The organism is Streptomyces sp. NPDC002104 (assembly GCF_053593795.1).
On record NZ_JBSFDF010000046.1, the window covers coordinates 18,622 to 43,345 of the forward strand.

The window sequence follows — 24,724 nt, forward strand, 5'->3', positions numbered from 1 at the left end:
CCCGGACTTCACACGACTTAGATCCAGCCACGATCTCCGACTCCTTCTCACCGCAAATCCAGCGCCGCGGACTTCGCGGCCGGAATCACCGTGACGGGATCGGGAAAAAGAAGTGGATCTTGCTCGAAAACCGTGGACGCCCGCCCCATTGTGAATAACTCGCTCACCCCAACAGGTGAGTTCCGGAGCGCGCCGGAACGACTACGCACCGTGACGAGTTCAGGAGGGTGAGGGCCTTCGACGCGCAGGCCCCTCGAAGGGAAGGAGGCCTGAGGAGTGATCACTTGGGGTCGAAAGCAGGGACGCGAACCGCGTCCGGACATGCGACGACCCCCGCCGGGGGGGAGAGCGGGGGTCGTCCCCACGGTCCGACTCGGGGGGGGAGGAGCCAGACCGGGTTAGCACGGTCGCGAACGATCCGTGACTTCCATGGTGTACCCGAGAGGCTTCTCAGGCAAACCCACGCGCCGCACCTTACGCCGAATGGTGGGCGCATATGCTCGGGTCGTGGAAAATCAGCCCTTGCCGCACTCCTTGCCTCGCACCGCAGCCTTCTTCGACCTGGACAAGACGGTCATTGCGAAGTCGAGCACTCTGACGTTCAGCAAGTCCTTCTACCAGGGCGGCCTGATCAACCGAAGGGCCGTGCTGCGCACCGCCTACACGCAGTTCATCTATCTGGCCGGCGGCGCCGACCACGATCAGATGGAGCGGATGCGGGAGTACCTGTCCGCCCTCTGCAAGGGGTGGAACGTGCAGCAGGTCCGGGAGATCGTCGCCGAGACCCTGCACGACCTCATCGACCCGCTGATCTACGACGAGGCCGCCTCCCTCATCGAGGCCCACCACACCGCGGGCCGCGACGTGGTGATCGTGTCCACCTCCGGAGCCGAAGTCGTCGAGCCCATCGGCGAGATGCTGGGCGCCGACCGGGTCGTCGCCACCCGCATGGTCGTGGGCGAGGACGGCTGCTTCACCGGAGAGATCGAGTACTACGCCTACGGCCCCACCAAGGCGGAGGCCGTACGGGAACTCGCGGAGTCCGAGGGGTACGATCTCGCGCGCTGCTACGCGTACAGCGACTCGGTCACCGACATTCCGATGCTGGAGGCGGTCGGGCACCCGCACGCGGTCAACCCCGACCGGGCCCTGCGGCGTGAGGCCGTGGCGCGCGAGTGGCCGGTGCTGGTGTTCAACCGGCCGGTACGGCTCAAGCAGCGGCTGCCGGGACTGTCGATGCCGGCGCGGCCGGCGCTGGTCGCCGCCGCCGCGGTGGGCGCGGCCGCAGCCACCGCCGGACTGGTCTGGTACGCGAGCCGACGCCGCGCACTGGCCGCCGCCGCGACCCGCTGACCGCCCGCCGAACGCCCCGCTGACCGCCCCGCCGGCCGCCCCGCCGGCCGGGCCGCCGACCCGACTGCCGCCCCGCTGACCTGCGCGAACACCAGGTGTCCGATACACCCGACTTCGCACCGGAAAGCAAAGAAATGTGGCCAGGGGTTTCGCTCCACTCCGAAGCGGAGTACAAAGGAGTCAAGGCCCGCGAGACCAAAGAACATCCGAGAGGATCATCTTTAAAACGCAGTATGGCCCACGGACCTAAGCATGAACGCCGAGCACCCACGCGACGTCGACCCGTCGATTACGGGCCAGCCGCACCAGGTGACGGGCAAAGCTCCCGACCTGATGGGCAATCATCGAGGACGCTTGGTAACTGGGCGTGAATGCCAGCGGCGACACCAGAGCAGTACGGTGTCGCCGCAACCCATGTCCGGCCCCGGAACCCCTCAGGCCGCGCCGCGCTGGAGCGCCTCGCACACCGCGGTGGACTCCCGGACCCCGAGCTCGATCGCGCGGCCGCAGTGCGCGATCCACGCCGCCATCCCCTCCGCGGTGCCGGAAACGTAGCCCTTGAAGGCCTCCAGGTAGGCATCCCGGCCCTGTTCCGCGTGGCCGACCTCCGCAGGACAGATCGCCTTCGGGTCCAGGCCGCTGTTGATGAGCACGATCCGCTCCGCCGTCCGCGCCACCAGGCCGTTGTACGAACCGAACGGACGCAGCGCCAACAGCTCGCCGTGCACCACCGCCGCCGTGATCAGCGCCGGAGCGGAGCCGCCCGCGATGATCAGCCGGGAGAGCCCGTCCAGCCGGCCCGCCACCTCCTGCGCGTCGGGCAGGGGCAGGTCGATCAGCGGCTCCTCCACCGGCTCACCGGCCAGCCGCGGCCGGCCGACGACATCGCCGTCGGCCGTGGAGCCCGAGGCCACCAGGTGGAGCCGCGCCAGGACCCGTAGGGGCGACTGGCGCCAGATGCTCAGCAGCTGGCCCGCCTCCGCCGTCAGGCGCAGGGCGGCGCCCACCGTGCGGGCCTCCGGCTCCGAGCCGAAATCGCTCCGGCGCCGGACCTCCTCCAGCGCCCAGTCGGCCCCCGACAGCGCCGCGCTCCCGCGCGCTCCGCGCAGCGCGGCCTCCGAGGCGACCGCCACGGCGCGGCGGCGCATGACGCGGTGGCCGTAGACCCGGTCCACGGCCTTGCGTACGGATTCCACGGACTCGGCCACCCCCGGTAGACCCCCGAGCGGGGCGAGCGGGTCGGCGGGAGCGGAAGAGGCGGCGGAAGAGGCGGCCGAAGAGGCGGCGGAAGCAGAGGCGCTACTCATAAGTAAGGAGCCTACGCACTGCTCCCCCATAGCACCGACCCCTCCTTGGAGTGGTCTTCTTCACTCAGGCGCACCACCCACAGCCACCGACCCACTACCCTTCGTGAACATGAAGATCGCTTTCGTGGGGAAGGGCGGCAGCGGCAAGACCACGCTGTCCTCCCTTTTCATCCGCCACCTCGCCTCCAATGAAGCCCGTGTCGTCGCGGTGGACGCCGACATCAACCAGCACCTGGGCACCGCGCTCGGCCTCAGCGAGGCCGACGCGGCATCGCTGCCGGCGCTGGGCGCGCACCTGCCCCTCATCAAGGAGTACCTGCGGGGCTCCAACCCGCGCATCGCCTCCGCCGACACGATGATCAAGACGACTCCGCCCGGCACCGGCTCCCGCCTGCTGCGGGTCGACGAGGACAACCCCGTCTACGACGCCTGCGCGCGCACGCTGACCCTCGACGGGGAGCCCGTACGGCTGATGGCGACGGGGCCGTTCACCGAGTCCGACCTGGGCGTGGCCTGCTACCACTCCAAGGTCGGCGCGGTCGAGCTGTGCCTCAACCACCTCGCCGACGGCCCGGACGAGTACGTCGTGGTCGACATGACGGCCGGCTCCGACTCCTTCGCCTCCGGCATGTTCACCCGCTTCGACGTGACCTTCCTCGTCGCGGAACCGACCCGCAAGGGCGTCTCCGTCTACCGCCAGTACAAGGAGTACGCGCGGGACTTCGGGATCACGCTCAAGGTCGTCGGCAACAAGGTGCAGGGCCCGGAGGACATCGAGTTCCTCCAGGACGAGGCCGGTGAGGACCTGCTGGTCACCGTCGGGCAGTCGGACTGGGTACGGGCGATGGAGAAGGGCCGCCCGGCCGCCTTCGAGCTGCTGGAGGCCACCAACCGGCTGGCCCTGCAGGCGCTGCAGGACGCCGCGGACGACTCCTACGCGCACCGCGACTGGGAGCGGTACACCGAGCAGATGGTCCACTTCCACCTGCGCAACGCCGAGAGCTGGGGCAACGCGAAGACCGGGATCGACCTGGCGGAGCAGGTCGACCCCGGTTTCGTCCTACGGGAACTGCTCACTCCTCGTTCTGACTCGCTCCAGCCGGCTCCGCAGCCGGCTTGACCCCGGCGGGGGCGGCCGGCTTGGCCGGCGGCCCCGCCGTCAGGAACTTGTTCCAGCCCTCCTTCGGCGCCTCGCCGACGTCGAGGGTGCGCATCCACTCCAGGGTCTTCGGGTCCTGGGCGTCGAGCCAGTCCACCAGCTCGCGGAAGGGCACGCAGCGGACGTCCTTCTGCGTGCACATGGTCTTGATGGAGTCCTCGACGGCGTGCATGTAGGTGCCGCCGTTCCAGGACTCGAAGTGGTTGCCGATGATCAGCGGCGCGCGGTTGCCCTGGTAGGTCCGCTCGAAGGCCTTGGCCAGGCCGTCGCGCATCTGCTCGCCCCAGTACGCGTGCTGGGAGGGGTCGCCCTGCGTGGTCGTACCGGACTGGTTGACCAGGTAGTTGTAGTCCATGCTGAGCGTCTCGAAGGCGCGGCCCGGCATGGGGACCAGCTGGAGCGGGATGTCCCAGAGGCCGTCCGTCTTCTTCGGCCAGATCTGCTTGCTGATGCCGCTGGAGTCGTAGCGGAAGCCGCCCATCTCCTTGGCCGCCAGCATGAAGTTCTTCTGGCCTTCGAGGCAGGGGGTGCGGGCCCCGATCATCTCCTTGTCGTAGTCGAACGGGAGCGCCTCCATGCCCGCCAGCGCGGGCGAGTTCGTCTTCCAGTTCTTGACGAACGACTTCGCCTGGTTGATCTCGCTCTTCCACTCCTCGACCGACCAGGTCCCGACGCCGCCCTCGGGTCCGCAGAAGTGGCCGTTGAAGTGGGTGCCGATCTCGTTGCCCTCCAGCCAGGCCCCGCGCACCTGCTCGGCGGTGTCCTTGATGCCCTGGGGGTCGCCGAAGCCGATGTCGGAGCGGCCCGCGGAGTGCTGGGGCGCCGTGTAGAGGGAACGCTTCTCCTCCGGGAGCATGTACACGCCGCTGAGGAAGTACGTCATACGGGCGTTGTACTTCTTGCCCACCTCACGGAAATGCGAGAAGAGCTTCTGGCTGTCCTCTCCCGCGCCGTCCCACGAATACACGACGAACTGCGGCGGCTTCTCGCCGGGCTTCAGCTTCTGCGCCTTCTGTACGTTCGGCTGCAGCCCCGTGTACGCGGTCGAGCCGTCCCCGATGAGCCGCTTGACGCTGCCCGGGGCCGGGCCCTCCGGCGCGGGCGCGCCCTTCTTGGCCGCCTGACCTCCGGGGGCCGGGCGGCCGGCGGGCTCCGAGGTGCTGCACCCGGCCACCCCCAGGACCAGCGCCGTGGCGACCAGGCCGCCGGCGATCTTCTTCCCGGCGGTTTTCCTCGTGGCGGGCCTCTTCGTGGTGGCAGTCATCCGCCGCACCTCTTCCCTCGCAGTTCCATCGCAGGACTTCCGCGCCGCAACGTCCCATGCGGTCCGTTTTTAGGAAGGTGTGACAAGCCGGACTAAATGCCTAATCACTCGTGAGCGCTAATTCCTAGGCCGTTTGCCCGCATTGCCCCCCACAGAGCTTTACTCTCCATTACCGTTCGTTTACCGAGTGTTGAGAATCCCGCCGCTTCATCCCTCCCCCCGAGGAGACGGGACCCATGACAGCCACCACCTCCCCCACTTCCCCTCCCTCCGCGCCCTCCCCGCCCGCCGCCAAGGGCCTCCCGGGCGGCCTCCACGCCGACCTCTCCGCCTCCGTCGCCGTCTTCCTGATCGCCCTGCCGCTCTCCCTCGGCATCGCCCTGGCCACCGGCGCCCCGCTCCAGGCGGGGCTCGTCGCCGCCGCGGCCGGCGGGATCGTGGCCGCACGGCTCGGCGGAACACCGCTCCAGGTGAGCGGCCCCGCGACCGGACTCACCGTGGTCACCGCCGAGTTGATCCAGCACTACGGCTGGCGCACCACCTGTGCCATCACCGTGCTCGCCGGCCTGTGCCAGCTCGGCCTCGCCGCACTGCGGACCGCCCGGTCCGCGCTGATGGTCAGCCCGGCGATCGTCCACGGGATGCTCGCCGGTGTCGGCGTGACCATCGCGCTGGCGCAGCTGCACATCGTGCTCGGCGGCACCCCGCAGAGCTCCGCCCTGGCCAATGTCCGCGGACTTCCCGACCAGTTGGCCGATCTGCATCCCGCCGCGCTCGGTGTCAGCGTGCTCACCCTGGCCGTCCTGCTGTGCTGGCCGCGGCTGCCGGGCCGCGCCGGGCGGAACCTGCGCAAGGTGCCCGCCGCGCTGGCCGCCGTCGCCGTCGCCACGGCCGTCGCCGCCCTCGCCGGGCTCAGCCTGCCCCGCGTGGACCTGCCGTCCTGGCGCAGCCACGCGCTGCCCGAACTGCCGGAGGGCCCGGTCCTCGGCATCATCGCCGCCGTCCTGACCATCACCCTGGTCGGCAGTGTGGAGTCCCTGCTCTCGGCCGTGGCCACGGACAAGCTGACCGCCACCCAGCGGGGCACCGGGAGGCGCCCCGCACGGGCCGACCTCAACCGCGAACTGCGCGGCCAGGGCGCCGCGAACATCGTCTCCGGGGCGCTGGGCGGTCTGCCCGTCGCGGGCGGCGCCGTCCGCAGCATGGCGAACGTCAAAGCCGGTGCCGTCAGCCGCCGTTCGGCCATGCTGCACGGGCTGTGGATCCTGCTCGCCGCCGGGCTGCTCGTCCCGGCCCTCGACCTGATCCCGCTCGCCGCGCTCGCCGCGCTGGTGATGGCGGTGGGCGTGCAGATGGTGAATGCCACGCACCTGCGCACCGTCACCCGGCACCGCGAGATCCTCGTCTACGCCACGACCATCGTGGCCGTGGTCCTCGGCGGGGTCCTGGAGGGCGTCGCCATCGGCATCGCGATGGCCGTCGCCCTGGCACTGCACCGCCTGGCCCGGACCCGGATCACCGTCGAGCAGCTCGACAGCGGGGTCCACCGGGTATGGGCCCGCGGGCAGTTGACCTTCCTGGCGGTGCCGCGGCTGAGCCGGGTGCTGAACCAGATCCCGCACCACGCGCACGCCGTGATCGAGCTGGACGGCTCGTTCATGGACCACGCCGCCTACGAGACCCTCCAGGACTGGCAGGACGCCCACCTGGCCCACGGGGGCTCGCTGGAGGTCACCGGCCGGTCGGGAGCACGGATCGCCGAGGCGGAGCAGGCCCAGCGGGCCGAGCGCGCCGAGCGGGGTGCCGATCGGGGTGCACAGCGCGGGGACCACCAGTGCTGCCGGCCCTGGACCCCCTGGCAGAACCACTGCGACCACCGCGGCACGGCGGCCCGTACGGACACCACGGACACCACGCACGCGGTGGACGCAGCGGACGCGGCGGACGCGAGCCCGGCCACACCCTCCGTCCCGGCCCCGGTCCCCGCCGCGCAGGCCGGGCCCCGCGGGCGCGGCGCCGGTCAACTGGCCAACGGGATCAGCGCCTTCCAGCGGGACACCGCCCCGCACGTGCGCGAGGAACTGGCCCGGCTGGCCCGGGAGGGGCAGCGGCCCTCGCAGCTCTTCCTCACCTGCGCGGACTCCCGCCTGGTGACCAGCATGATCACGGCCAGCGGCCCCGGTGACCTGTTCACGGTCCGCAACGTCGGCAACCTCGTCCCGCTCCCGGGGGCCGAGTCCACGGACGACTCCGTCGCGGCGGCCATCGAGTACGCCGTGGACGTCCTGCAGGTGGACAGCATCACGGTGTGCGGGCATTCGGGGTGCGGGGCCATGCAGGCGCTGCTCAACTCCGCGCCCGGGGCGCCCATGACCCCGCTGCGCAGGTGGCTGCGGCACGGGCTGCCGAGCCTGGAGCGGATGGCCAGCCGTCATCACGCCTGGGCGCGGATCTCCGGGAGGCTCCCGGCGGACGCCGTGGAGCAGCTCTGCCTGACCAATGTCGTACAGCAGCTGGAGCACCTGAAGGCCCACGAATCGGTGGCCCGGCGGCTCGCCGAAGGCACGCTGGAGCTGCACGGGATGTACTTCCACGTCGGGGAGGCCCAGGCCTACCTGCTGTCGGAGGGGCAGGACTTCTTCGACTGCCGGGTCTTCGACACCGTGGGCGCGGGCGCGGTGCGCGGCTGAACGGGCCGCGCGGCTGAACGGACTGCCCGGCTGAACGGGCCGCGCGGCTGAACGGGTAGCACCCGCCCGCGGGACCGTCCGCGGGGTGTTCCGCGGGATCTTTGAACCGATACCCTCCCGTATCCGTGCCACTGGGTGGCCCCCTTCCGCTCCCTGCAGCGGGAGGGGGCCACTCGTGCGTGGGCACGGGCGGGTAATAGGTCTACACCAATTCCCGGCAACCTCTTGTCACCCGGGCCATTGACTGATGAGCTATGCCCGGGGACACAACCGGGGACACAACGGACACCCTGGGAAAGGGAGATGCGTCGTGAGCAATGAAAGCCTGGCCAATCTGCTCAAGGAGGAGCGGCGGTTCGCACCGCCCGCCGATCTGGCCGCCGCCGCCAATGTGACCGAGGCTGCGTACGCACAGGCCGATGCGGACCGGCTGGGCTTCTGGGCCGAGCAGGCGCGCCGCCTGAGCTGGGCCACCGAGCCCACCGAGACGCTCGACTGGACCAACCCGCCCTTCGCGAAGTGGTTCGCGGACGGCAAGCTGAACGTCGCGTACAACTGCGTGGACCGCCACGTCGAGGCCGGCAACGGCGACCGGGTGGCCATCCACTTCGAGGGCGAGCCCGGCGACAGCCGCTCGATCACCTACGCCGAGCTCAAGGACGAGGTCTCCAGGGCCGCGAACGCCCTGACCGAGCTGGGCGTACAGGCCGGCGACCGGGTCGCCGTCTACCTGCCGATGATCCCCGAGGCGGTCGTCGCGATGCTCGCGTGCGCCCGCGTCGGCGCCGCGCACTCGGTCGTCTTCGGCGGTTTCTCCGCCGACGCCGTCGCCTCCCGCATCCAGGACGCCGACGCGAAGCTGGTCATCACCTCCGACGGCGGCTACCGCCGCGGCAAGCCCTCGGCCCTGAAGCCCGCCATCGACGAGGCCGTCGCCAAGTGTCCGCAGGTCGAGCACGTCCTCGTGGTGCGCCGCACCGGCCAGGACACCGCCTTCACCGAGGGCCGGGACGTCTGGTGGCACGAGATCGTCGAGCGGCAGTCCGCCGAGCACGCGCCGCAGGCCTTCGACGCGGAGCACCCGCTCTTCATCCTGTACACCTCGGGGACCACGGGTAAGCCGAAGGGCATCCTGCACACCTCCGGCGGCTACCTCACGCAGGCCTCGTACACCCACCACGCGGTGTTCGACCTGAAGCCGGAGAGCGACGTCTACTGGTGCACCGCCGACATCGGCTGGGTGACCGGGCACTCCTACATCGTCTACGGGCCGCTCGCCAACGGCGCGACCCAGGTGATGTACGAGGGCACACCGGACACCCCGCACCAGGGCCGGTTCTGGGAGGTCGTGCAGAAGTACGGCGTCACCATCCTCTACACCGCGCCCACCGCGATCCGTACGTTCATGAAGTGGGGCGACGACATCCCCGCGAAGTTCGACCTCTCGAGCCTGCGCGTCCTGGGCTCGGTCGGCGAGCCGATCAACCCCGAGGCCTGGATCTGGTACCGCAAGCACATCGGCGGCGACCGCTGCCCGATCGTGGACACGTGGTGGCAGACCGAGACCGGCGCGATGATGATCTCCCCGCTGCCCGGTGTCACCGAGACCAAGCCCGGTTCGGCCCAGCGCGCACTGCCCGGAATCTCCGCCACCGTCGTGGACGACGAGGCGAACGAGGTCCCGAACGGCGGGGGCGGCTACCTGGTCCTCACCGAGCCGTGGCCCTCGATGCTGCGCACCATCTGGGGCGACGACCAGCGGTTCATCGACACCTACTGGTCCCGCTTCGCGGGCAAGTACTTCGCGGGCGACGGCGCCAAGAAGGACGAGGACGGCGACATCTGGCTGCTCGGCCGGGTGGACGACGTGATGCTGGTCTCCGGCCACAACATCTCGACCACCGAGGTGGAGTCGGCGCTCGTCTCGCACCCCTCGGTCGCCGAGGCGGCGGTCGTCGGCGCGAACGACGAGACCACCGGCCAGGCCATCGTGGCCTTCGTCATCCTGCGCGGCAGCGCCTCCGAGACGGACACGCTGGTCGGCGAGCTGCGCAACCACGTGGGTGCCACGCTCGGCCCGATCGCCAAGCCGAAGCGGATCCTGCCCGTGCAGGAGCTGCCGAAGACCCGCTCGGGCAAGATCATGCGCCGTCTGCTGCGCGACGTGGCCGAGAACCGCGCGGTGGGCGACGTCACCACGCTCGCGGACTCCTCCGTCATGGACCTGATCCAGAGCAAGCTGCCGGCCGCGGGCAGCGAGGACTGAGCCGGGGCCCGTCAGGGCCCTACGACACGACGAAAGGGGCATCCGGCGCGGCGCGCCGGATGCCCCTTTCGCACATAAAGTGACGATCACCGGATACGCCCACGCGTACACCCTGTAAAGTATTAGACGGTTAAAGAACTACTCCACAGGGTGCGCCGGGAAGTCTGGTCGGCAACGTGTTTCGCCATGCCGTCCAACCCACCCCGGAGGTGCCCCCCGTGGCCGCGCCCAGCCCCACCGACCACCAGAGCCGCAAGCTCCTCGGCCGCCTCTCGCTGCCGGAGCGCCGCTTCGTGGCCGACGCCCTGCGCGCCGAGACGGTCGGCGGCGTCCTCCTCCTCGTGGCCGCGATCGCCGCCCTCATCTGGGCGAACGTGCCCGCCATCTCGGCGAGCTACGACAGCGTCCGCTCCTTCCACATCGGCCCCGCCTCCCTCGGCCTGGACCTCTCGCTCCAGCACTGGGCGGCCGACGGGCTGCTCGCCGTCTTCTTCTTCGTCGCCGGCATCGAGCTCAAGCGCGAGCTCGTCGCGGGCGACCTGCGCGATGCCAAGGCGGCCGCGCTCCCCGTGATCGCCGCGATCTGCGGCATGGCCGTGCCCGCGCTGGTCTACGTACTGACCAACGTGCTCGGCAACGGCTCGACGGACGGCTGGGCGGTCCCGACCGCCACCGACATCGCCTTCGCCCTGGCCGTCCTCGCCGTCATCGGCACCTCGCTGCCGTCGGCCCTGCGCGCGTTCCTGCTGACCCTGGCCGTCGTCGACGACCTGTTCGCCATCATGATCATCGCGGTGTTCTTCACCAGCGAGATCAACTTCCTGGCGCTCGGCGGGGCGGTCGCCGGCCTGGTCCTCTTCTGGTTCCTGCTCCGCGCGGGCGTGCGCGGCTGGTACGTCTACGTCCCGCTCGCCCTGGTCATCTGGGGCCTGATGTACAACAGCGGCGTCCACGCCACCATCGCCGGTGTCGCCATGGGCCTGATGCTGCGCTGCCACCGCAAGGAGGGCGAGGAGCACTCCCCCGGCGAGCACATCGAGCACCTGGTCCGGCCCCTCTCCGCCGGTCTGGCCGTCCCGCTGTTCGCCCTGTTCTCGGCCGGCGTCTCCCTGTCCGACGAGGCCATCGGCCAGGTCTTCACCCGGCCGGAGACCCTCGGCGTGGTGCTCGGCCTCGTCGTCGGCAAGACGCTCGGCATCTTCGGCGGCACCTGGCTCGCCGCCCGCTTCACCAAGGCCGAGCTGAACGACGACCTCGCCTGGCCGGACGTCTTCGCGGTCGCCTCGCTCGCCGGCATCGGCTTCACCGTCTCGCTCCTGATCGGCGAGCTCGCCTTCACCGACGACCCCGTCCTCACCGACGAGATCAAGGCCGCCGTCCTGATCGGCTCGCTGATCGCCGCGGTCCTCGCGTGCGTCCTGCTGAAGCTGCGCAACCGCAAGTACAAGGCGCTCATCGAGGACGAGGAGCGCGACGAGGACCTCGACGGCATCCCCGACATCTACGAGCAGGACAAGCCGGAGTACCACCTGCGGATGGCGAAGATCTACGAGGCCAAGGCGGCGGAGCACCTGCGCAGGGCCGAGGAGGCCGCGGCCGGCGCGCGGGAAACGCCGGCCGGTGCGGCGGCCGAAGCGGCGGCCGAAGCGGCGGCCGAAGCGGCGGGCGGGTCCAGCGCCGACGGCGGCCGTCCGGCATGATCTGACCTGACGACAGGACAGCCGTCGCAGTCGGATCACGGACGACAAGGGAGAGAGCGATGAGCACAGTGGACCAAGGGGCACCGGGAGCCGAGCGCACACTCGGCCAGCTGGTCGCCTCGGCCACCGCCGAGATGTCCGCCCTGGTGCACGACGAGATCGCCCTCGCCAAGGTGGAGATCAAGCAGGACGTCAAGCGCGCGGGCATCGGCAGCGGCGCCGCCGTCGTCGCGGGCGTGCTCCTCCTCTTCTCGCTGCCGGTGCTGAGCTTCGCGGCGGCCTACGGGATCCACAACCTCGGACTCGGGCTGGCCTGGTCCTTCCTGATCGTCGGCGTGGCGTTCTGGCTGCTCGCGGGCGTGATCGGACTGATCGCCATGGCAAAGTTCAAGAAGATCAAGCCGCCGGTGAAGACCATCGCCTCCGTCAAGGAGACGGCGGCCCTCGTCGGCACCGTCAAGCCCCACGCCCGGTCGGTCAGTGACAACGCCGTGGGTGTGGCACGCTCGTCCTCATGACCTCCCCCTCGTCGGATTCCGGCACGTCCGGTACGCCCCCCACGGCCGCCACGGCGGTCCGGATCGCCCTCCCCGGCGGGCGGGACGTCACGCACCGGGACGTCGCGGCCAATGGGGCGCGGTTCCACGTCGCCGAGCTGGGTGACGGACCGCTGGTGCTGCTCCTGCACGGGTTCCCGCAGTTCTGGTGGACGTGGCGGCACCAGATGACCGCGCTGGCCGACGCGGGCTACCGGGCGGTGGCGATGGACCTGCGCGGGGTGGGCGGCAGCGACCGCACCCCCCGCGGCTACGACCCGGCCAACCTGGCGCTCGACATCACCGGGGTCGTACGGTCCCTCGGCGAGCCCGACGCCGCCCTCGTCGGGCACGACCTGGGCGGCTACCTCGCCTGGACGGCGGCGGTGATGCGGCCGAAGCTGGTGCGCCGGCTGGTGGTCTCCTCGATGCCGCATCCGCGGCGCTGGCGGTCCGCGATGCTGTCCGACTTCGGGCAGACCCGCGCCAGCTCGCACATCTGGGGCTTCCAGCGGCCGTTCGTGCCCGAGCGGCAGCTCGTCGCCGACGACGGTGCGCTCGTCGGGGAGCTGATCCGTGACTGGTCGGGGCCGCGGCTCCCCGAGGAGGAGGACGTCGCGGTGTACCGGCGCGCGATGTGCATCCCCTCCACGGCACACTGCTCGGTCGAGCCGTACCGCTGGATGATGCGGTCCATGGCCCGGCCCGACGGCCTGCAGTTCAACCGGCGCATGAAGCGGCCGGTGCGGGTGCCCACGCTGCACCTGCACGGCTCGCTCGATCCGGTGATGCGCACCCGCAGCGCGGCGGGATCCGGGCAGTACGTCGAAGCCCCGTACCGCTGGCGGCTCTTCGACGGGCTCGGGCACTTCCCGCACGAGGAGGACCCGGCGGCGTTCTCGACGGAGCTGGTCAACTGGCTGAAGGATCCCGAGCCCGACCGCTGAGCCGGCAGTCGAACCGACAGCCGCGTCGCCAGTCGCTTATATGACAAGCATTCAATTGCCTCGCGCATAGGCCAATTGGCCGCCCTCAACGCGATTACGGACCTTGGGCCCCGGGCACAGCTCGGAGTATGAGCTGGACGCACGACTACGGTGACACCGCACACGAACGGCGCTCGACGGTCACGCCGGGCACGCACAGGGGGCAGGGCCGCGAAGGCCACGACGACCCCCGACTCGGGATTCCGCGCATCCTGCGCCGGCGGGCCCGCTGGGTCTCCGCCCGGCTCAGGCACCAACGTACGTAGACACACCCAGGCAGGGGCCGGGAAGCCGGCAGGGCCACCCACCGGACCGGACGGCGCTACGGGAGCCCCACAGGGCCCCCGTAGGGCTCAGGCAGGGCCCCCGTAGGGCTCAGAGGGCGCAGCCCTGGCTGCCGACCCGCCGGTCCGCCGTCGCACCGGAAGCGATGTCCTCGCGGATCTCGTCCGCGGTCAGGGCGTAACCGGTGTTGGCGTCGTCGAGGGACTTCGCGAAGACGACCCCGTACACCTTGCCCTCGGGCGTCAGCAGCGGGCCGCCGGAGTTGCCCTGACGGACCGTCGCGTACAGGGAGTAAACGTCTCGTCGCACCGTTCCCCGGTGGTAGATGTCCGGGCCGGTGGCGTTGATCCGGCCGCGCACGCGCGCCGCGCGGACGTCGTACGAGCCGTTCTCCGGGAAGCCGGCGACGATGGCGTCGCTGCCGCTCGTCGCGTCCTTGTCGGCGAACTCCAGCGCGGGCGCCTTCAGCCGGGGCACGTCCAGGACGGCGATGTCGCGCTCCCAGTCGTAGAGCACGACCTTGCCGTCGTAGAGCTTGCCCTCGCCGCCGACCTGCACGGTCGGTTCGCCGACCCCGCCGACGACGTGCGCGTTGGTCATCACCTTGCCCGGCGCGAAGACGAAGCCGGTGCCCTCCAGCACCTTGCTGCACGCGGGCGCCGTACCGACGACCTTCACGATCGACTGCTTGGCGTACTCGGCCACGGAGCTGCGCGCGAGCAGCGGATCGGGCGGCTGGACCTCGGTGATCGGCTCGTTGGAGAACGGGCTGAAGACCTGCGGGAAGCCGTTGCGGGCGAGGGTGGAGCTGAAGTCCGTGAACCAGGTGTTCGCCTGCGCGGGAAGGACCCGCGAGACGCCGAAGAGCACCTTGGAGTTGCGGACTTCCTTGCCCAGCGTCGGAATGGACGTGCCCGCGACCATGGAGCCGATCAGCCACGCCACCAGCAGCATCGCGACCACGTTCACCAGGGCGCCGCCCGTCGCGTCGAGCGCGCGGGCCGGGGACCAGGTGATGTGGCGCCGGAGCTTGTTGCCCAGGTGCGTGGTCAGCGCCTGGCCGATCGAGGCACAGATGATGATCACGACCACGGCGATGACGACGACCGTGGTGGACACCTGGGTGCCGTTGTCGGTGACCCGGTCCCAGATCAGGGGCAGCAGGGACACGGCGACGAGACCACCGCCGAGGAAGCCGATCACCGACAGGATGCCGACGACGAACCCCTGGCGGTAGCCGACGATCGCGAACCATACGGCGGCGAGCAGCAACAGGATGTCCAGCACGTTCACAGGGCTCACCGTCTCATGCGCGCCAGTCGAGCGGGACTTCCCGGGACCGGTCCCAGGGGCGCTCCCACCCGGCGAAGTGCAGGATCCGGTCGATCACGCCGGCGGTGAAACCCCAGACCAGAGCCGATTCCACGGTGAAGGCCGGCCCCTGGAAGCCTCCGGGGTGCACGACGGTGACCCGGTGCCCGGGGTCCGTGAGATCGGCCACGGGCACCGTGAAGACGCGGGCGGTCTCGGCCGGGTCGACCACGCCGACCGGGCTGGGGGCGCGCCACCAGCCGAGCACCGGGGTCACGACGAACTCGCTGACCGGGATGTAGAGCGGGGGCAGCACCCCGAAGAGCTGGACCCCGGCCGGATCCAGCCCGGTCTCCTCCTCCGCCTCGCGCAGCGCGGCCCGCAGCGGGCCGGTGGTGCGCGGGTCGCCGTCCTCGGGGTCGAGGGCGCCGCCGGGGAACGAGGGCTGGCCGGGGTGCGAGCGCAGCGTGCCGGCGCGCTCCATCAGCAGCAGCTCGGGGCCCCGGGGACCCTCGCCGAAGAGGATCAGTACGGCGGACTGGCGGCCGCGGCCGTCCTCCGGCGGCAGGAACCGGCTCAGCTGGGTGGGCCGGACCGTGCGGGCCGCCTCGACGACGGGGTCCAGCCAGTCGGGCAGGCCCTCGGTACGCAGGTCGGTGCTTCCGCGCCGGCGGTTCTGCGTGGCCTCACTCATGGGCACCCCTGTCCGTGCTTCTGCGCTGCTGCGGTTCTGCGGTTGTGCGCTGCTGCGGTTGTGCGCTGCTGCGGGTCCTGCGGTTGTGCGCTGCTGCTGCGGGTCCTGCGGCTGTGCGCTGCTGCTGCGGGTCCTGCGGTTGTGCGCTGCTGCTGCGGGTCCCGCGTTCCGCAAAACGCGGGGCGGGTACCGATTCGTTCCTTGCGGGTGCGGCCGCGCCGCGGGGCTCAGGCGTCCGCCGGGCCGGGCCTGGCCGGCGCCGGGAGGCCCGGGTAGTCCGGGGGCGGGCTCAGGCGCTGGCCGGGCTGGCCGCCCTTCTCGTACTTCAGGAGCTTCGCCGCCTTCTCCGGGTCGGTCTCGCCCTCCCCGTAGGCCGGACAGAGCGGTGCGATCGGGCAGGCGCCGCAGGCGGGCTTGCGGGAGTGGCAGATCCGGCGGCCGTGGAAGACGACGCGGTGCGAGAGCATCGTCCACTCGCTCTTCGGGAAGATCGCGCAGATCTCCGCCTCGACCTTCTCCGGGTCCTCCTGCTCGGTCCACTTCCAGCGCCGCACCAGCCGGCCGAAGTGGGTGTCGACGGTGATCCCGGGGACTCCGAAGGCATTGCCGAGGACCACGTTCGCCGTCTTGCGGCCCACGCCGGGGAGCGTCACCAGGTCCTCGATCCGGCCCGGCACCTCACCGTCGAAGTTGTCGCGCAGGGCGGCGGAGAGGCCGAGGAGGGACTTCGCCTTCGCCCGGAAGAACCCGGTCGGCCGGATGATCTCCTCCAGGGCCTCCGGATCGGCTCCGGCCATGTCCTCGGGGGTCGGGTACGCGGCGAAGAGCGCCGGGGTCGTCTGGTTCACGCGCAGGTCGGTGGTCTGCGCGGACAGGACGGTGGCGACCAGCAGCTCGAAGGGGTTGCGGAAGTCGAGCTCCGGGTGCGCGTACGGGTAGACCTCCGCCAGCTCGCGGTTGATCCTGCGCGCCCGACGCACCATCGCCAGATGGCTCTCCGGCTTCGTACCGGCCTTCTTGACCTTGCTCTCTGCCATCCCCGAAGGCTACGCCGAGCGGCCCTCCGCCCGTGGCCGGACGTGACCTCCGCCCGGAAGGGGTTTCTTGGCCGAAGTTTTGCCCTGGGACGGGGGTGACTGCGCCGGGAGGGCTCCCACCGGGCCATGTTCGCCCACGGCTGAATTTACTGTGGTCGTCACTCCCCCGGACCCCTTGGCCTGTGCTCTCACCGGCCTGTTGGACACCCGGCCGGTCCGGCACGGAGCCGCGACGACCATCCCGGACCTCAGGTAACACCACCCCGATCGGCCTCTCGCCGCACAGCACACCCGTACGTCCGGCATCCTTGTGATGAGCGTGATTGATCGCACTGTTTGAGCCGTCCGGCAAAATGGGGGAGCGATCCCCCGGCTGGTCGACATAGGAGAGAGACTCGTGGACGACGTACTGCGGCGTGCCCCGCTCTTCGCGGCGCTCGATGACGAGCAGGCCGCGGAGCTCCGCGCCTCCATGGGCGAGGTGACCCTCGCACGTGGTGACGCCCTGTTCCACGAGGGCGACCCCGGTGACCGGCTCTACGTCGTCACCGAGGGCAAGGTGAAGCTGCACCGCACCTCCCCCGACGGCCGCGAGAACATGCTGGCCGTCCTCGGCCCCGGAGAGCTGATCGGCGAGCTGTCGCTGTTCGACCCGGGCCCGCGCACCGCCACCGCCACCGCGCTGACCGAGGTCAAGCTGCTGGGTCTGGGTCACGGAGACCTCCAGCCCTGGCTGAACGCCCGGCCCGAGGTGGCGACCGCGCTGCTGCGCGCCGTCGCGCGGCGCCTGCGCAAGACCAACGACCAGATGTCCGACCTGGTCTTCTCCGACGTTCCGGGCCGCGTGGCCCGCGCGCTCCTCGACCTGTCGCGCCGCTTCGGCGTGCAGTCCGAGGAGGGCATCCACGTCGTGCACGACCTCACGCAGGAGGAGCTGGCCCAGCTCGTCGGCGCGTCGCGCGAGACCGTGAACAAGGCCCTGGCCGACTTCGCGGGACGCGGATGGCTCCGCCTGGAGGCGCGCGCGGTGATCCTGCTGGACGTGGAGCGGCTCGCGAAGCGCTCGCGCTGACGCCCACCCCGGTCCGTTCCGGTTGAGGGGTCCTGCCCGGTCGGGCGGGGCCCCTTTCCGCGCTCCCGACCCCTTTCCGCGTTCCCGGCCCCGGCCCTTTGCGCGGTCCCGCGCAGCTCCGTTCCGGGGGCTCCGCCCCGCGCCCCGCACCCGGCATGCCGCCGGGGCCGCATCAGCTGCCACAGTGGACCCATGGAGCACAGAGGCCTCGACGCGTACGGGTACTTCGAGCGCGAAGGCTCGCTCGGGCAGGTGCAGGCCGAGTTCCGCGCGGTCGTCGCCGCCGCGCGGGAGCGGATCGGGGACGCGTACGGGCGACGGCTGCACAGCGCCTACCTTTACGGGTCCGTGCCGCGCGGGACGGCCCGGCCCGGGCGGTCCGACCTCGACCTGCTCATCGCCCTGCACCACGCGCCCGGCGAGCAGGACCGCGACACCACCGACGCGCTGGCGCGCGGCCTCGACGAGGAGTTCCCGCAGATCGACGGGGTCGGGGTCCTGCTCTACGGCAAGGACCGGCTGCTGAGCGAGCAGGAACGTGACGACCTGGGCTGGTTCCTCGCCTGCCTGTGCACCCCGCTGCTCGGCGCGGACCTGGCCGAGCACCTGCCCCGCTACCGCCCGGACAGCCTGCTCGCCCGCGAGACCAACGGCGACCTCGCCGAACTGCTGCCCCGCGTGCGCGAGCGGATCCGGCAGGCGGCCACGCCGGAGGCCCACCGCACGCTGTGCCGGGCCGTCTCACGGCACCTCGTGCGGACCGGGTTCACCCTCGTCATGCCCCGGTGGGGCGGCTGGACCAGCGACCTCACCGAGTCGGCGGAGGTGTTCGGCCAGTACTACCCCGAGCGCGCCGAGCAGATGCGCGCCGCGGCCGCCGCCGCGCTGGAACCGGTCGCGGACCCGGCCGTCCTGCGCGCCTACGTCGAGGACCTCTGGCCGTGGCTCGCGGACGAGTACGCCGCCCGGCACGGGACGAAGACGCCCCGGCCCCAAGCGGACACTCCCTAGAGGGCTTCGACCGCCCGCTTGGCCTCCGCCAGGCCCGCTCCGGTGGCCTCGCGGTAGGCCTTGATCGCCGCCACCGTGCGGCCCTCCGCGGCCAGGGCCCGTATGCCGTCCATCCCGTCCGGCTCCGGCTCCACGATGGCGAAGTGGTCCAGGAGCAGCCCGAGGCGTCGCTCCAGCCGGTCCGTCTTGCGTTCCACCTCCCGGATCCGCAGCGTCACCGACGAAACGATCCAGCTCGCGGTGGCGATCAGCGCGAGGATCAGGATGAGCATCATTCGGGGCCCCCGGGAATCAGTCCGTGATCTTGAAGGTACTCCAGCTGCGCCCGGACGGACCATTCCGCGGCCGGCCACAGCGACCGGTCCACGTCCGCGTAGACGTGGGCGACGACCGCCTCGGGGGTGGTCAGGCCGTTCTCGACCGCCGTCTCGATCTGCGCCAGGCGGTGGGCCCGGTGGGCGAGGTAGAACTCCACCGCGCCCTGCGCGTCGTCCAGGACCGGCCCGTGCCCCGGGAGCACCGTGCGGACCCCGTCGTCGACCGTCAGCGAGCGCAGCCGGCGCAGCGAGTCCAGGTAGTCGCCCAGGCGCCCGTCGGGGTGCGCGACGACCGTGGTGCCGCGTCCCAGGATCGTGTCGCCGGTCAGGACCGCCCGGTCGGCGGGCAGGTGGAAGCAGAGCGAGTCCGCGGTGTGGCCGGGCGTGGGGACCACGCGCAGTTCCAGACCGCCCGTGCGGACGACCTCCCCGGCGGCCAGGCCCTCGTCACCCAGGCGCAGGGCCGGGTCCAGAGCGCGGACCTTCGTCCGGGTCAGCTCGGCGAAGCGGGCCGCGCCCTCCGCGTGGTCGGGGTGGCCGTGGGTCAGGAGGGTGAGCGCGACCCGCTTGCCCTGCTTCTCGGCGGCGGCGATCACCGCGCGCAGGTGTACGTCGTCCAGCGGGCCGGGGTCGATCACCACGGCCAGGTCGGAGCCGGGCTCGGAGACGAGCCAGGTGTTGGTGCCGTCGAGGGTCATCGCGGAGGCGTTCGGGGCCAGGACGTTCACCGCGCGGGCGGTGGCGGGCCCGGAGACGACCATCCCGCGGGGCTGGCCGGGCAGGGCGGCGGCGTCGGTCATGCGGGGGCTCCTCCCGGGCGCGCGGGGCCGGAGCCCGGCTCCACGGGGGCCGTGGCGGCCGCGGGGTCCGTGGCGGCCGCGGGGGCCGTGGCGGCCGCGGGGGCCGTGAGGCGGACGCGCTTGGTGAACTCGTCGTGGCCCGGCCAGCTGAGCACGAGCTCCCCGTCCGCGAGGGTGGCCTGGGCCAGGACCGGGGTCAGGTCCTGGGCGCCGGCCGCGGCCAGCGCCTCGGCGGGGCTCCCGTACGGCTCCAGGGAGCGCAGGGTGGTGATGGTGGGCGGCATCATCAGCAGCTCGCCCTTGTCGTAGCCGGCTGCGGCGTCGGCGGGGCGGATCCACACCGTGCGGTCGGCCTCGGTGGAGGCGTTGCGGGTGCGCTGGCCTTCGGGGAGGGCCGCGACGAAGAACCAGGTGTCGTACCGGCGCGGCTCGAACTCCGGGGTGATCCAGCGGGCCCACGCGCCGAGCAGGTCGGAGCGCAGGACCAGGCCCCGGCGGTCGAGGAACTCCGCGAAGGACAGCTCACGGGCGACCAGCGCCGCGCGGGCGGCCTCCCAGTCCTCACCGGTGGTGTCGCCGACGACGGTGTCCGCGGACTCGCCCGCGAGCAGCACCCCGGCCTCCTCGAAGGTCTCGCGGACGGCTCCGCAGACGATCGCCTGGGCGGTGGCGGGGTCGGTGCCCAGCCGCTCCGCCCACGCGGCGCGGCTCGGGCCGGCCCAGCCGATGAGGTGGTCCTCGTCGCGCGGGTCCACTCCGCCGCCGGGATACGCGTACGCGCCTCCCGCGAAGGCCATCTCGACGCGGCGGCGCAGCATGTGCACGGCGGGGCCGTCGGGGGTGTCGCGCAGCAGCATCACGGTGGCGGCGCGCCTGGGTTCCACCGGGGTGAGGGCGCCGTCCGCGAGGGCGCGGATCCGGTCGGGCCACTCCGGCGGGTACCACTGACCTCCGGCGGAGGTCTCTTGCTGACCGTACTGACCATTCGGCATGGCGGGATGCTACGGGCATCCGGGCCGATGTTCGAGGGGTGGCCTCCGCACACCGCCGCGCGGGGCCGTGGCCCGCCGCGGATGTGCCGCTGCGCGGGGCGGGGTCCCCTGCGCCGGAGGGGCTGGATCACCCTGGGGCGATCCAGCCCCTCCGGGGCGGGCACTGAGGCGGGTCAGGCTCCCGGGACCAGTTCGACCTGGATCTCGATCTCGACCGGGGCGTCCAGCGGGAGGACCGCCACGCCGACCGCGCTGCGGGCGTGCACGCCCTTGTCGCCGAGGACGGCGCCCAGCAGCTCGCTCGCGCCGTTCAACACGCCCGGCTGGGCCGTGAAGTCGGGGGCGGAGGCGACGAAGCCCACCACCTTCACGACACGCGCGATCTTGTCGAGGTCGCCGACCACGGACTTCACCGCGGCGAGCGCGTTCAGCGCGCAGGTCGCGGCCAGCTCCTTGGCCTGCTCCGCCGAGACCTCGGCGCCGACCTTGCCGGTGAGCGGCAGGTTGCCCTTGACCATCGGGAGCTGGCCCGCGGTGTACACGTAGGCGCCCGACCGCACGGCCGGCTGGTACGTGGCCAGCGGCGGGACGACCTCGGGCAGGGTCAGGCCGAGTTCCGCCAGCCTCGCCTCGACGACTCCGCTCATGCCGCCTTCTCCCGCTTCAGGTAGGCCACGAGCTGCTCGGGGTTGTTCGGCCCGGGGACGACCTGGACGAGCTCCCAGCCGTCCTCGCCCCAGGTGTCCAGGATCTGCTTGGTGGCGTGGACCAGCAGCGGGACGGTCGCGTATTCGAACTTCTTGGTCATGGGAGCGAGCGTAGTGCCTGCCGTGCGGGGCCCCGCCACCACCGCCGCCGCCCGGGAGGAATTAGGCTCGGGCCCTGTGAGCAGGCTCCAGGTGGTCAGCGGCAAGGGCGGCACCGGCAAGACCACGGTCGCCGCGGCACTCGCGCTCGCCCTCGCACGCGAGGGCAGGCGGACTCTTCTGGTGGAGGTCGAGGGCAGGCAGGGCCTCGCCCAGGTCTTCGGGGCGGAGGCGCTCCCCTACGAGGACCGGAAGATCGCCGTCGCCTCGGGCGGCGGGGAGGTCTACGCGCTCGCCATCGACGCGGAGCGGGCCCTCCTGGACTACCTCCAGATGTTCTACAAGCTCGGCTCGGCCGGCCGCGCCCTGAAGAAGCTCGGCGCCATCGACTTCGCGACGACCATCGCGCCGGGGCTGCGGGACGTGCTGCTGACGGGCAAGGCCTGCGAGGCGGTCCGCCGCAAGGACAAGGCCGGCCGGTTCGTCTACGACCACGTGATCATGGACGCTCCGCCGACCGGGCGGATCACCCGCTTCCTGAACGTCAACGACGAGGTGGCGGGCCTGGCCCGGTTCGGGCCGATCCACAACCAGGCGCAGGCCGTCATGAAGGTCCTCAAGTCCCCCGATACGGCCGTGCACCTGGTCACCCTGCTGGAGGAGATGCCCGTGCAGGAGACCGCCGACGGGATCGCCGAACTGCGGCAGGCGGGCCTGCCGGTGGGGCGGGTCGTCGTCAACATGGTCCGGCCGCACCACCTCGACGAGGGCGCCCTGCGCGCCGCCGCCGGCGAGCGGCGCTCCGAGGTCTCCCGGGCCCTGTCCCGGGCCGGCCTCGGCAGCGCCCGGCACGGCGGGCCCGCCGAACGGCTGGTGGACCCGCTGCTCACCCAGGCTTCGGAGCACGCGAGCCGCGTGGAGCTGGAGCGGGCCCAGCGCACCGTCCTGACGGGGCTGGGCGTGCCGACGTACGAACTCCCCCTGCTCGGCGCGGGGATGGACCTGGCCGGGCTGTACGGGCTCGCCGCGGAGCTGCGGAAGCAGGTGGGCGAGGAATGAGCGAGGGCGGGACGGTGGAGGCCAGGATGGACGCTCCCCCGCGGCTGGACGTCGACCGGCTGCTGGACGACCGGCAGACCCGGATCATCGTGTGCTGCGGCGCGGGCGGGGTCGGCAAGACCACGACGGCCGCGGCGCTCGGGGTACGGGCGGCCGAGCGGGGCCGCAAGGTGGTCGTCCTGACCATCGACCCGGCGCGCAGGCTGGCCCAGTCGATGGGGATCGACTCGCTCGACAACACCCCGCGCGAGGTGAAGGGCGTCAAGGGCCCCGCGGGCGGCGAACTGCACGCCATGATGCTCGACATGAAGCGGACCTTCGACGAGATCGTCGAGGGCCACTCCGACCCCGAGCGGGCGCAGGCCATCCTCGCCAACCCCTTCTACCAGTCCCTGTCGGCCGGCTTCGCGGGCACGCAGGAGTACATGGCGATGGAGAAGCTGGGGCAGCTGCGGGCCCGGGACGACTGGGACCTGATCGTGGTGGACACCCCGCCGAGCCGCTCCGCGCTGGACTTCCTGGACGCGCCGGGCCGCCTGGGGTCCTTCCTGGACGGGAAGTTCATCCGGGTGCTGATGGCTCCGGCGAAGGTGGGCGGCCGGGCGGGGATGAAGTTCCTCAATGTCGGCATGTCGATGATGACGGGCACGCTGAGCAAGCTGATGGGTGCCTCGCTGCTGAAGGACGTACAGACCTTCGTGGCCGCCATGGACACGATGTTCGGCGGCTTCCGCACCCGCGCGGACGCGACCTTCCAGCTCCTGCAGGCTCCCGGTACGGCGTTCCTCGTGGTCTCCGCGCCCGAGCCGGACGCGCTGCGCGAGGCCGCGTACTTCGTGGAACGGCTGGCCGCCGAGCGGATGCCGCTGGCCGGGCTCGTACTGAACCGGGTGCACGGCAGCGACGCCGAACAGCTCTCCGCGGAGCGGGCGTTGGCCGCCGCGGAGAATCTTGAAGAAGGCGGCATTGTGGATCAGGAGTCCGGGAAAGCTGGACTTCGTGACGCGACGGAAACCGACCCGGAGACCGGCCCGGAGGCCGACCCCGACACCGACCCTGACACCGACACCCGCACAGGGCGAGAGACCGGCGCCGACCCCGTGAACGCCGGCGCGGACGCCGACGTGGACGTGATCACGGCAGGACTGCTCCGCCTGCATGCGGAGCGCATGCAGGTCATCGCGCGCGAACAGCGCACGCGTGACCGCTTCACCTCTCTGCACCCCGAGGTGGCGGTGGCCCAAGTGGCCGCCCTGCCCGGCGACGTACACGACCTCGCCGGGCTGCGGGCCATCGGAGAGCGGCTCGCGACCGGGGTTCCGGCCGGAGCGTAGGCGTTCCTACGACGTGGTGCCCGGGTGGTCTACCCGGCTGCCGCGTACGTTTCGTACGGAACGCCGATCTCGTCCTCGTCATCCATGGTGAGGATGCCCGTACTGCGCTCGTACTCCGTGCGTGCGGTTTCGAGCAGGCGCCGCCACGAGGTGACGGTGGGACGCCGGCGCAACAGCGCACGTCGTTCCCGCTCGGTCATTCCGCCCCACACGCCGAACTCGACACGATTGTCGAGCGCGTCGGCCAGGCACTCGGTCCGCACCGGACATCCGGTGCACACCGCCTTGGCCCTGTTCTGTGCCGCTCCTTGAACGAACAGTTCATCCGGATCGGTAGTGCGGCAGGCTGCCTGCGCACTCCAGTCGGTAACCCAGCCCATCCCGGCGCCGTCCTCTCCCGAATCGAGGCTCCCCCACGGCGGTAGCGGCATATTCACCGCTGCCAGTTGAGGACGTTACGGAAGGCGGGCACAGTGCAACACCCCCGACGGGCCCAATCTTGAATGGTCCGAACGGACTATGGGTAAGCGGCAGATCACCCGACGGAGTGATCCTGCGACATGCCCGACCATTCCGGCGATTTGGGTGAAATCGGCGGGGCATGCTGATCACAGGGGGCGGGATTCGGACATGCGTCCACCCCATTCGGGAAGGGTGAAAAACAAGCCGAGGGGTTGATGTCCCACCGCACTGCTGTGACAGTTGAGGACAGCTTAGGCCAAGGCATTCGCGCGTGTCCGGCGAA

Annotated in this window: 22 protein-coding genes; 11 read left to right on the forward strand and 11 right to left on the reverse strand. The window is 71.5% G+C overall.

Annotation, left to right across the window (positions count from 1 at the left end; all coding sequences use genetic code 11):
• Positions 1-483: 483 nt before the first annotated feature.
• Positions 484-1,353, forward strand: coding sequence for an HAD family hydrolase (locus ACWCP2_RS29665; protein WP_450911633.1), 870 nt, complete (start codon positions 484-486; stop codon positions 1,351-1,353).
• 434 nt (positions 1,354-1,787) lie between these two features.
• Here ACWCP2_RS29665 and ACWCP2_RS29670 read toward each other — a convergent pair whose 3' ends face one another.
• A complete protein-coding gene (locus ACWCP2_RS29670; RefSeq protein WP_450911634.1) occupies positions 1,788-2,660 on the reverse strand; it encodes an oxidoreductase in 873 nt (290 codons plus the stop codon).
• Positions 2,661-2,769: 109 nt separating this feature from the next.
• Here ACWCP2_RS29670 and ACWCP2_RS29675 point away from each other — a divergent pair, with 109 nt between their 5' ends.
• Positions 2,770-3,780, forward strand: coding sequence for an ATP-binding protein (locus ACWCP2_RS29675; protein ID WP_450911635.1), 1,011 nt, complete (start codon positions 2,770-2,772; stop codon positions 3,778-3,780).
• Here the strand turns inward: ACWCP2_RS29675 and ACWCP2_RS29680 are convergent.
• On the reverse strand, positions 3,734-5,083 hold the full coding sequence (locus ACWCP2_RS29680) for a hypothetical protein (RefSeq protein WP_450911636.1): 1,350 nt from the start codon (positions 5,081-5,083) through the stop codon (positions 3,734-3,736). The genes ACWCP2_RS29675 and ACWCP2_RS29680 overlap by 47 nt on opposite strands.
• Positions 5,084-5,319: 236 nt before the next feature.
• Here ACWCP2_RS29680 and ACWCP2_RS29685 point away from each other — a divergent pair, with 236 nt between their 5' ends.
• The 5 genes from ACWCP2_RS29685 to ACWCP2_RS29705 all read left to right on the forward strand — a co-directional run bounded on the left by ACWCP2_RS29685 (position 5,320) and on the right by ACWCP2_RS29705 (position 13,222).
• A complete protein-coding gene (locus ACWCP2_RS29685; protein ID WP_450911637.1) occupies positions 5,320-7,773 on the forward strand; it encodes a SulP family inorganic anion transporter in 2,454 nt (817 codons plus the stop codon).
• A gap of 310 nt (positions 7,774-8,083) precedes the next feature.
• The gene (gene acs, locus ACWCP2_RS29690; protein ID WP_450911638.1) at positions 8,084-10,039 is read left to right on the forward strand and encodes an acetate--CoA ligase; all 1,956 of its coding nucleotides are present in this window, start codon (positions 8,084-8,086) and stop codon (positions 10,037-10,039) included.
• A gap of 218 nt (positions 10,040-10,257) precedes the next feature.
• Positions 10,258-11,739 (forward strand): Na+/H+ antiporter NhaA, encoded by a 1,482-nt coding sequence (gene nhaA, locus ACWCP2_RS29695; protein WP_450911639.1) that lies wholly within the window; start codon positions 10,258-10,260, stop codon positions 11,737-11,739.
• A gap of 59 nt (positions 11,740-11,798) precedes the next feature.
• Entirely contained in the window at positions 11,799-12,257 is a 459-nt protein-coding gene (locus ACWCP2_RS29700; RefSeq protein ID WP_450911640.1) for a phage holin family protein, read from the forward strand.
• Positions 12,254-13,222 carry an alpha/beta fold hydrolase gene (locus ACWCP2_RS29705; RefSeq protein ID WP_450911641.1) on the forward strand — a complete coding sequence of 323 codons (969 nt, stop codon included), beginning with the start codon at positions 12,254-12,256 and terminating at the stop codon, positions 13,220-13,222. Before ACWCP2_RS29700 ends, ACWCP2_RS29705 begins: the two co-directional genes overlap by 4 nt.
• Before the next feature lie 414 nt (positions 13,223-13,636).
• On the opposite strand, the gene ACWCP2_RS29710 is transcribed toward ACWCP2_RS29705, so the two are convergent.
• From ACWCP2_RS29710 to nth, 3 genes are all read right to left on the reverse strand, one after another.
• Positions 13,637-14,839, reverse strand: a complete 1,203-nt coding sequence (locus tag ACWCP2_RS29710) for a MarP family serine protease (RefSeq protein WP_450911642.1) — start codon at positions 14,837-14,839, stop codon at positions 13,637-13,639.
• A 13-nt stretch (positions 14,840-14,852) separates the two neighbouring features.
• Positions 14,853-15,551: an NUDIX hydrolase gene (locus ACWCP2_RS29715; protein ID WP_450911643.1), complete on the reverse strand. Its 699-nt coding sequence runs from the start codon at positions 15,549-15,551 to the stop codon at positions 14,853-14,855.
• 227 nt (positions 15,552-15,778) lie between these two features.
• Positions 15,779-16,588 carry an endonuclease III gene (gene nth, locus ACWCP2_RS29720; RefSeq protein ID WP_450911644.1) on the reverse strand — a complete coding sequence of 270 codons (810 nt, stop codon included), beginning with the start codon at positions 16,586-16,588 and terminating at the stop codon, positions 15,779-15,781.
• 397 nt (positions 16,589-16,985) lie between these two features.
• Between nth and ACWCP2_RS29725 the strand changes: the two genes are divergently transcribed.
• Together ACWCP2_RS29725 and ACWCP2_RS29730 are read left to right on the forward strand one after the other, a co-directional pair.
• The gene (locus tag ACWCP2_RS29725; protein ID WP_003981529.1) at positions 16,986-17,660 is read left to right on the forward strand and encodes a Crp/Fnr family transcriptional regulator; all 675 of its coding nucleotides are present in this window, start codon (positions 16,986-16,988) and stop codon (positions 17,658-17,660) included.
• A gap of 192 nt (positions 17,661-17,852) precedes the next feature.
• Positions 17,853-18,671 (forward strand): nucleotidyltransferase domain-containing protein, encoded by an 819-nt coding sequence (locus ACWCP2_RS29730; RefSeq protein WP_450911645.1) that lies wholly within the window; start codon positions 17,853-17,855, stop codon positions 18,669-18,671.
• Here ACWCP2_RS29730 and ACWCP2_RS29735 read toward each other — a convergent pair.
• From ACWCP2_RS29735 to ACWCP2_RS29755, 5 genes are all read right to left on the reverse strand, one after another.
• Complete coding sequence (locus ACWCP2_RS29735; protein WP_450911646.1) at positions 18,668-18,946, reverse strand: hypothetical protein; 279 nt, start codon at positions 18,944-18,946, stop codon at positions 18,668-18,670. The two genes, ACWCP2_RS29730 and ACWCP2_RS29735, sit on opposite strands and share 4 nt — an antisense overlap.
• Positions 18,943-19,788 carry an MBL fold metallo-hydrolase gene (locus ACWCP2_RS29740; RefSeq protein WP_450911647.1) on the reverse strand — a complete coding sequence of 282 codons (846 nt, stop codon included), beginning with the start codon at positions 19,786-19,788 and terminating at the stop codon, positions 18,943-18,945. The genes ACWCP2_RS29735 and ACWCP2_RS29740 overlap by 4 nt, the downstream gene beginning before the upstream one ends.
• Positions 19,785-20,780, reverse strand: coding sequence for an NUDIX hydrolase (locus tag ACWCP2_RS29745; protein ID WP_450911648.1), 996 nt, complete (start codon positions 20,778-20,780; stop codon positions 19,785-19,787). Before ACWCP2_RS29745 ends, ACWCP2_RS29740 begins: the two co-directional genes overlap by 4 nt.
• 173 nt (positions 20,781-20,953) lie before the next feature.
• Complete coding sequence (locus ACWCP2_RS29750) at positions 20,954-21,427, reverse strand: RidA family protein (RefSeq protein ID WP_450911649.1); 474 nt, start codon at positions 21,425-21,427, stop codon at positions 20,954-20,956.
• Complete coding sequence (locus tag ACWCP2_RS29755; RefSeq protein WP_112447450.1) at positions 21,424-21,588, reverse strand: DUF4177 domain-containing protein; 165 nt, start codon at positions 21,586-21,588, stop codon at positions 21,424-21,426. The genes ACWCP2_RS29750 and ACWCP2_RS29755 overlap by 4 nt, the downstream gene beginning before the upstream one ends.
• A 76-nt stretch (positions 21,589-21,664) precedes the next feature.
• Between ACWCP2_RS29755 and ACWCP2_RS29760 the strand changes: the two genes are divergently transcribed.
• Together ACWCP2_RS29760 and ACWCP2_RS29765 are read left to right on the forward strand one after the other, a co-directional pair.
• Positions 21,665-22,645, forward strand: a complete 981-nt coding sequence (locus tag ACWCP2_RS29760; protein WP_450911650.1) for an ArsA family ATPase — start codon at positions 21,665-21,667, stop codon at positions 22,643-22,645.
• Positions 22,646-22,671: 26 nt separating this feature from the next.
• The gene (locus ACWCP2_RS29765) at positions 22,672-23,979 is read left to right on the forward strand and encodes an ArsA family ATPase (protein ID WP_450911651.1); all 1,308 of its coding nucleotides are present in this window, start codon (positions 22,672-22,674) and stop codon (positions 23,977-23,979) included.
• Between the two features lie 29 nt (positions 23,980-24,008).
• Here ACWCP2_RS29765 and ACWCP2_RS29770 read toward each other — a convergent pair whose 3' ends face one another.
• Positions 24,009-24,359, reverse strand: coding sequence for a WhiB family transcriptional regulator (locus ACWCP2_RS29770; protein ID WP_450911669.1), 351 nt, complete (start codon positions 24,357-24,359; stop codon positions 24,009-24,011).
• Between the last annotated feature and the right edge of the window lie 365 nt (positions 24,360-24,724).

Excerpts from the sequence above, each read along its gene's own strand:
- ACWCP2_RS29740 (WP_450911647.1), bottom strand. The coding sequence starts at position 19,788 with ATGACCGACGCCGCCGCCCTGCCCGGCCAGCCCCGCGGGATGGTCGTC.
- ACWCP2_RS29685 (WP_450911637.1), top strand. The coding sequence starts at position 5,320 with ATGACAGCCACCACCTCCCCCACTTCCCCTCCCTCCGCGCCCTCCCCG.
- ACWCP2_RS29700 (WP_450911640.1), top strand. The coding sequence starts at position 11,799 with ATGAGCACAGTGGACCAAGGGGCACCGGGAGCCGAGCGCACACTCGGC.
- ACWCP2_RS29670 (WP_450911634.1), bottom strand. The coding sequence starts at position 2,660 with ATGAGTAGCGCCTCTGCTTCCGCCGCCTCTTCGGCCGCCTCTTCCGCC.
- ACWCP2_RS29745 (WP_450911648.1), bottom strand. The coding sequence starts at position 20,780 with ATGCCGAATGGTCAGTACGGTCAGCAAGAGACCTCCGCCGGAGGTCAG.
- ACWCP2_RS29705 (WP_450911641.1), top strand. The coding sequence starts at position 12,254 with ATGACCTCCCCCTCGTCGGATTCCGGCACGTCCGGTACGCCCCCCACG.
- nth (WP_450911644.1), bottom strand. The coding sequence starts at position 16,588 with ATGGCAGAGAGCAAGGTCAAGAAGGCCGGTACGAAGCCGGAGAGCCAT.
- ACWCP2_RS29675 (WP_450911635.1), top strand. The coding sequence starts at position 2,770 with ATGAAGATCGCTTTCGTGGGGAAGGGCGGCAGCGGCAAGACCACGCTG.
- ACWCP2_RS29750 (WP_450911649.1), bottom strand. The coding sequence starts at position 21,427 with ATGAGCGGAGTCGTCGAGGCGAGGCTGGCGGAACTCGGCCTGACCCTG.
- ACWCP2_RS29770 (WP_450911669.1), bottom strand. The coding sequence starts at position 24,359 with ATGGGCTGGGTTACCGACTGGAGTGCGCAGGCAGCCTGCCGCACTACC.
- ACWCP2_RS29755 (WP_112447450.1), bottom strand. The coding sequence starts at position 21,588 with ATGACCAAGAAGTTCGAATACGCGACCGTCCCGCTGCTGGTCCACGCC.
- ACWCP2_RS29730 (WP_450911645.1), top strand. The coding sequence starts at position 17,853 with ATGGAGCACAGAGGCCTCGACGCGTACGGGTACTTCGAGCGCGAAGGC.
- ACWCP2_RS29665 (WP_450911633.1), top strand. The coding sequence starts at position 484 with ATGGTGGGCGCATATGCTCGGGTCGTGGAAAATCAGCCCTTGCCGCAC.
- ACWCP2_RS29680 (WP_450911636.1), bottom strand. The coding sequence starts at position 5,083 with ATGACTGCCACCACGAAGAGGCCCGCCACGAGGAAAACCGCCGGGAAG.
- ACWCP2_RS29715 (WP_450911643.1), bottom strand. The coding sequence starts at position 15,551 with ATGAGTGAGGCCACGCAGAACCGCCGGCGCGGAAGCACCGACCTGCGT.
- ACWCP2_RS29735 (WP_450911646.1), bottom strand. The coding sequence starts at position 18,946 with ATGATGCTCATCCTGATCCTCGCGCTGATCGCCACCGCGAGCTGGATC.
- ACWCP2_RS29765 (WP_450911651.1), top strand. The coding sequence starts at position 22,672 with ATGGACGCTCCCCCGCGGCTGGACGTCGACCGGCTGCTGGACGACCGG.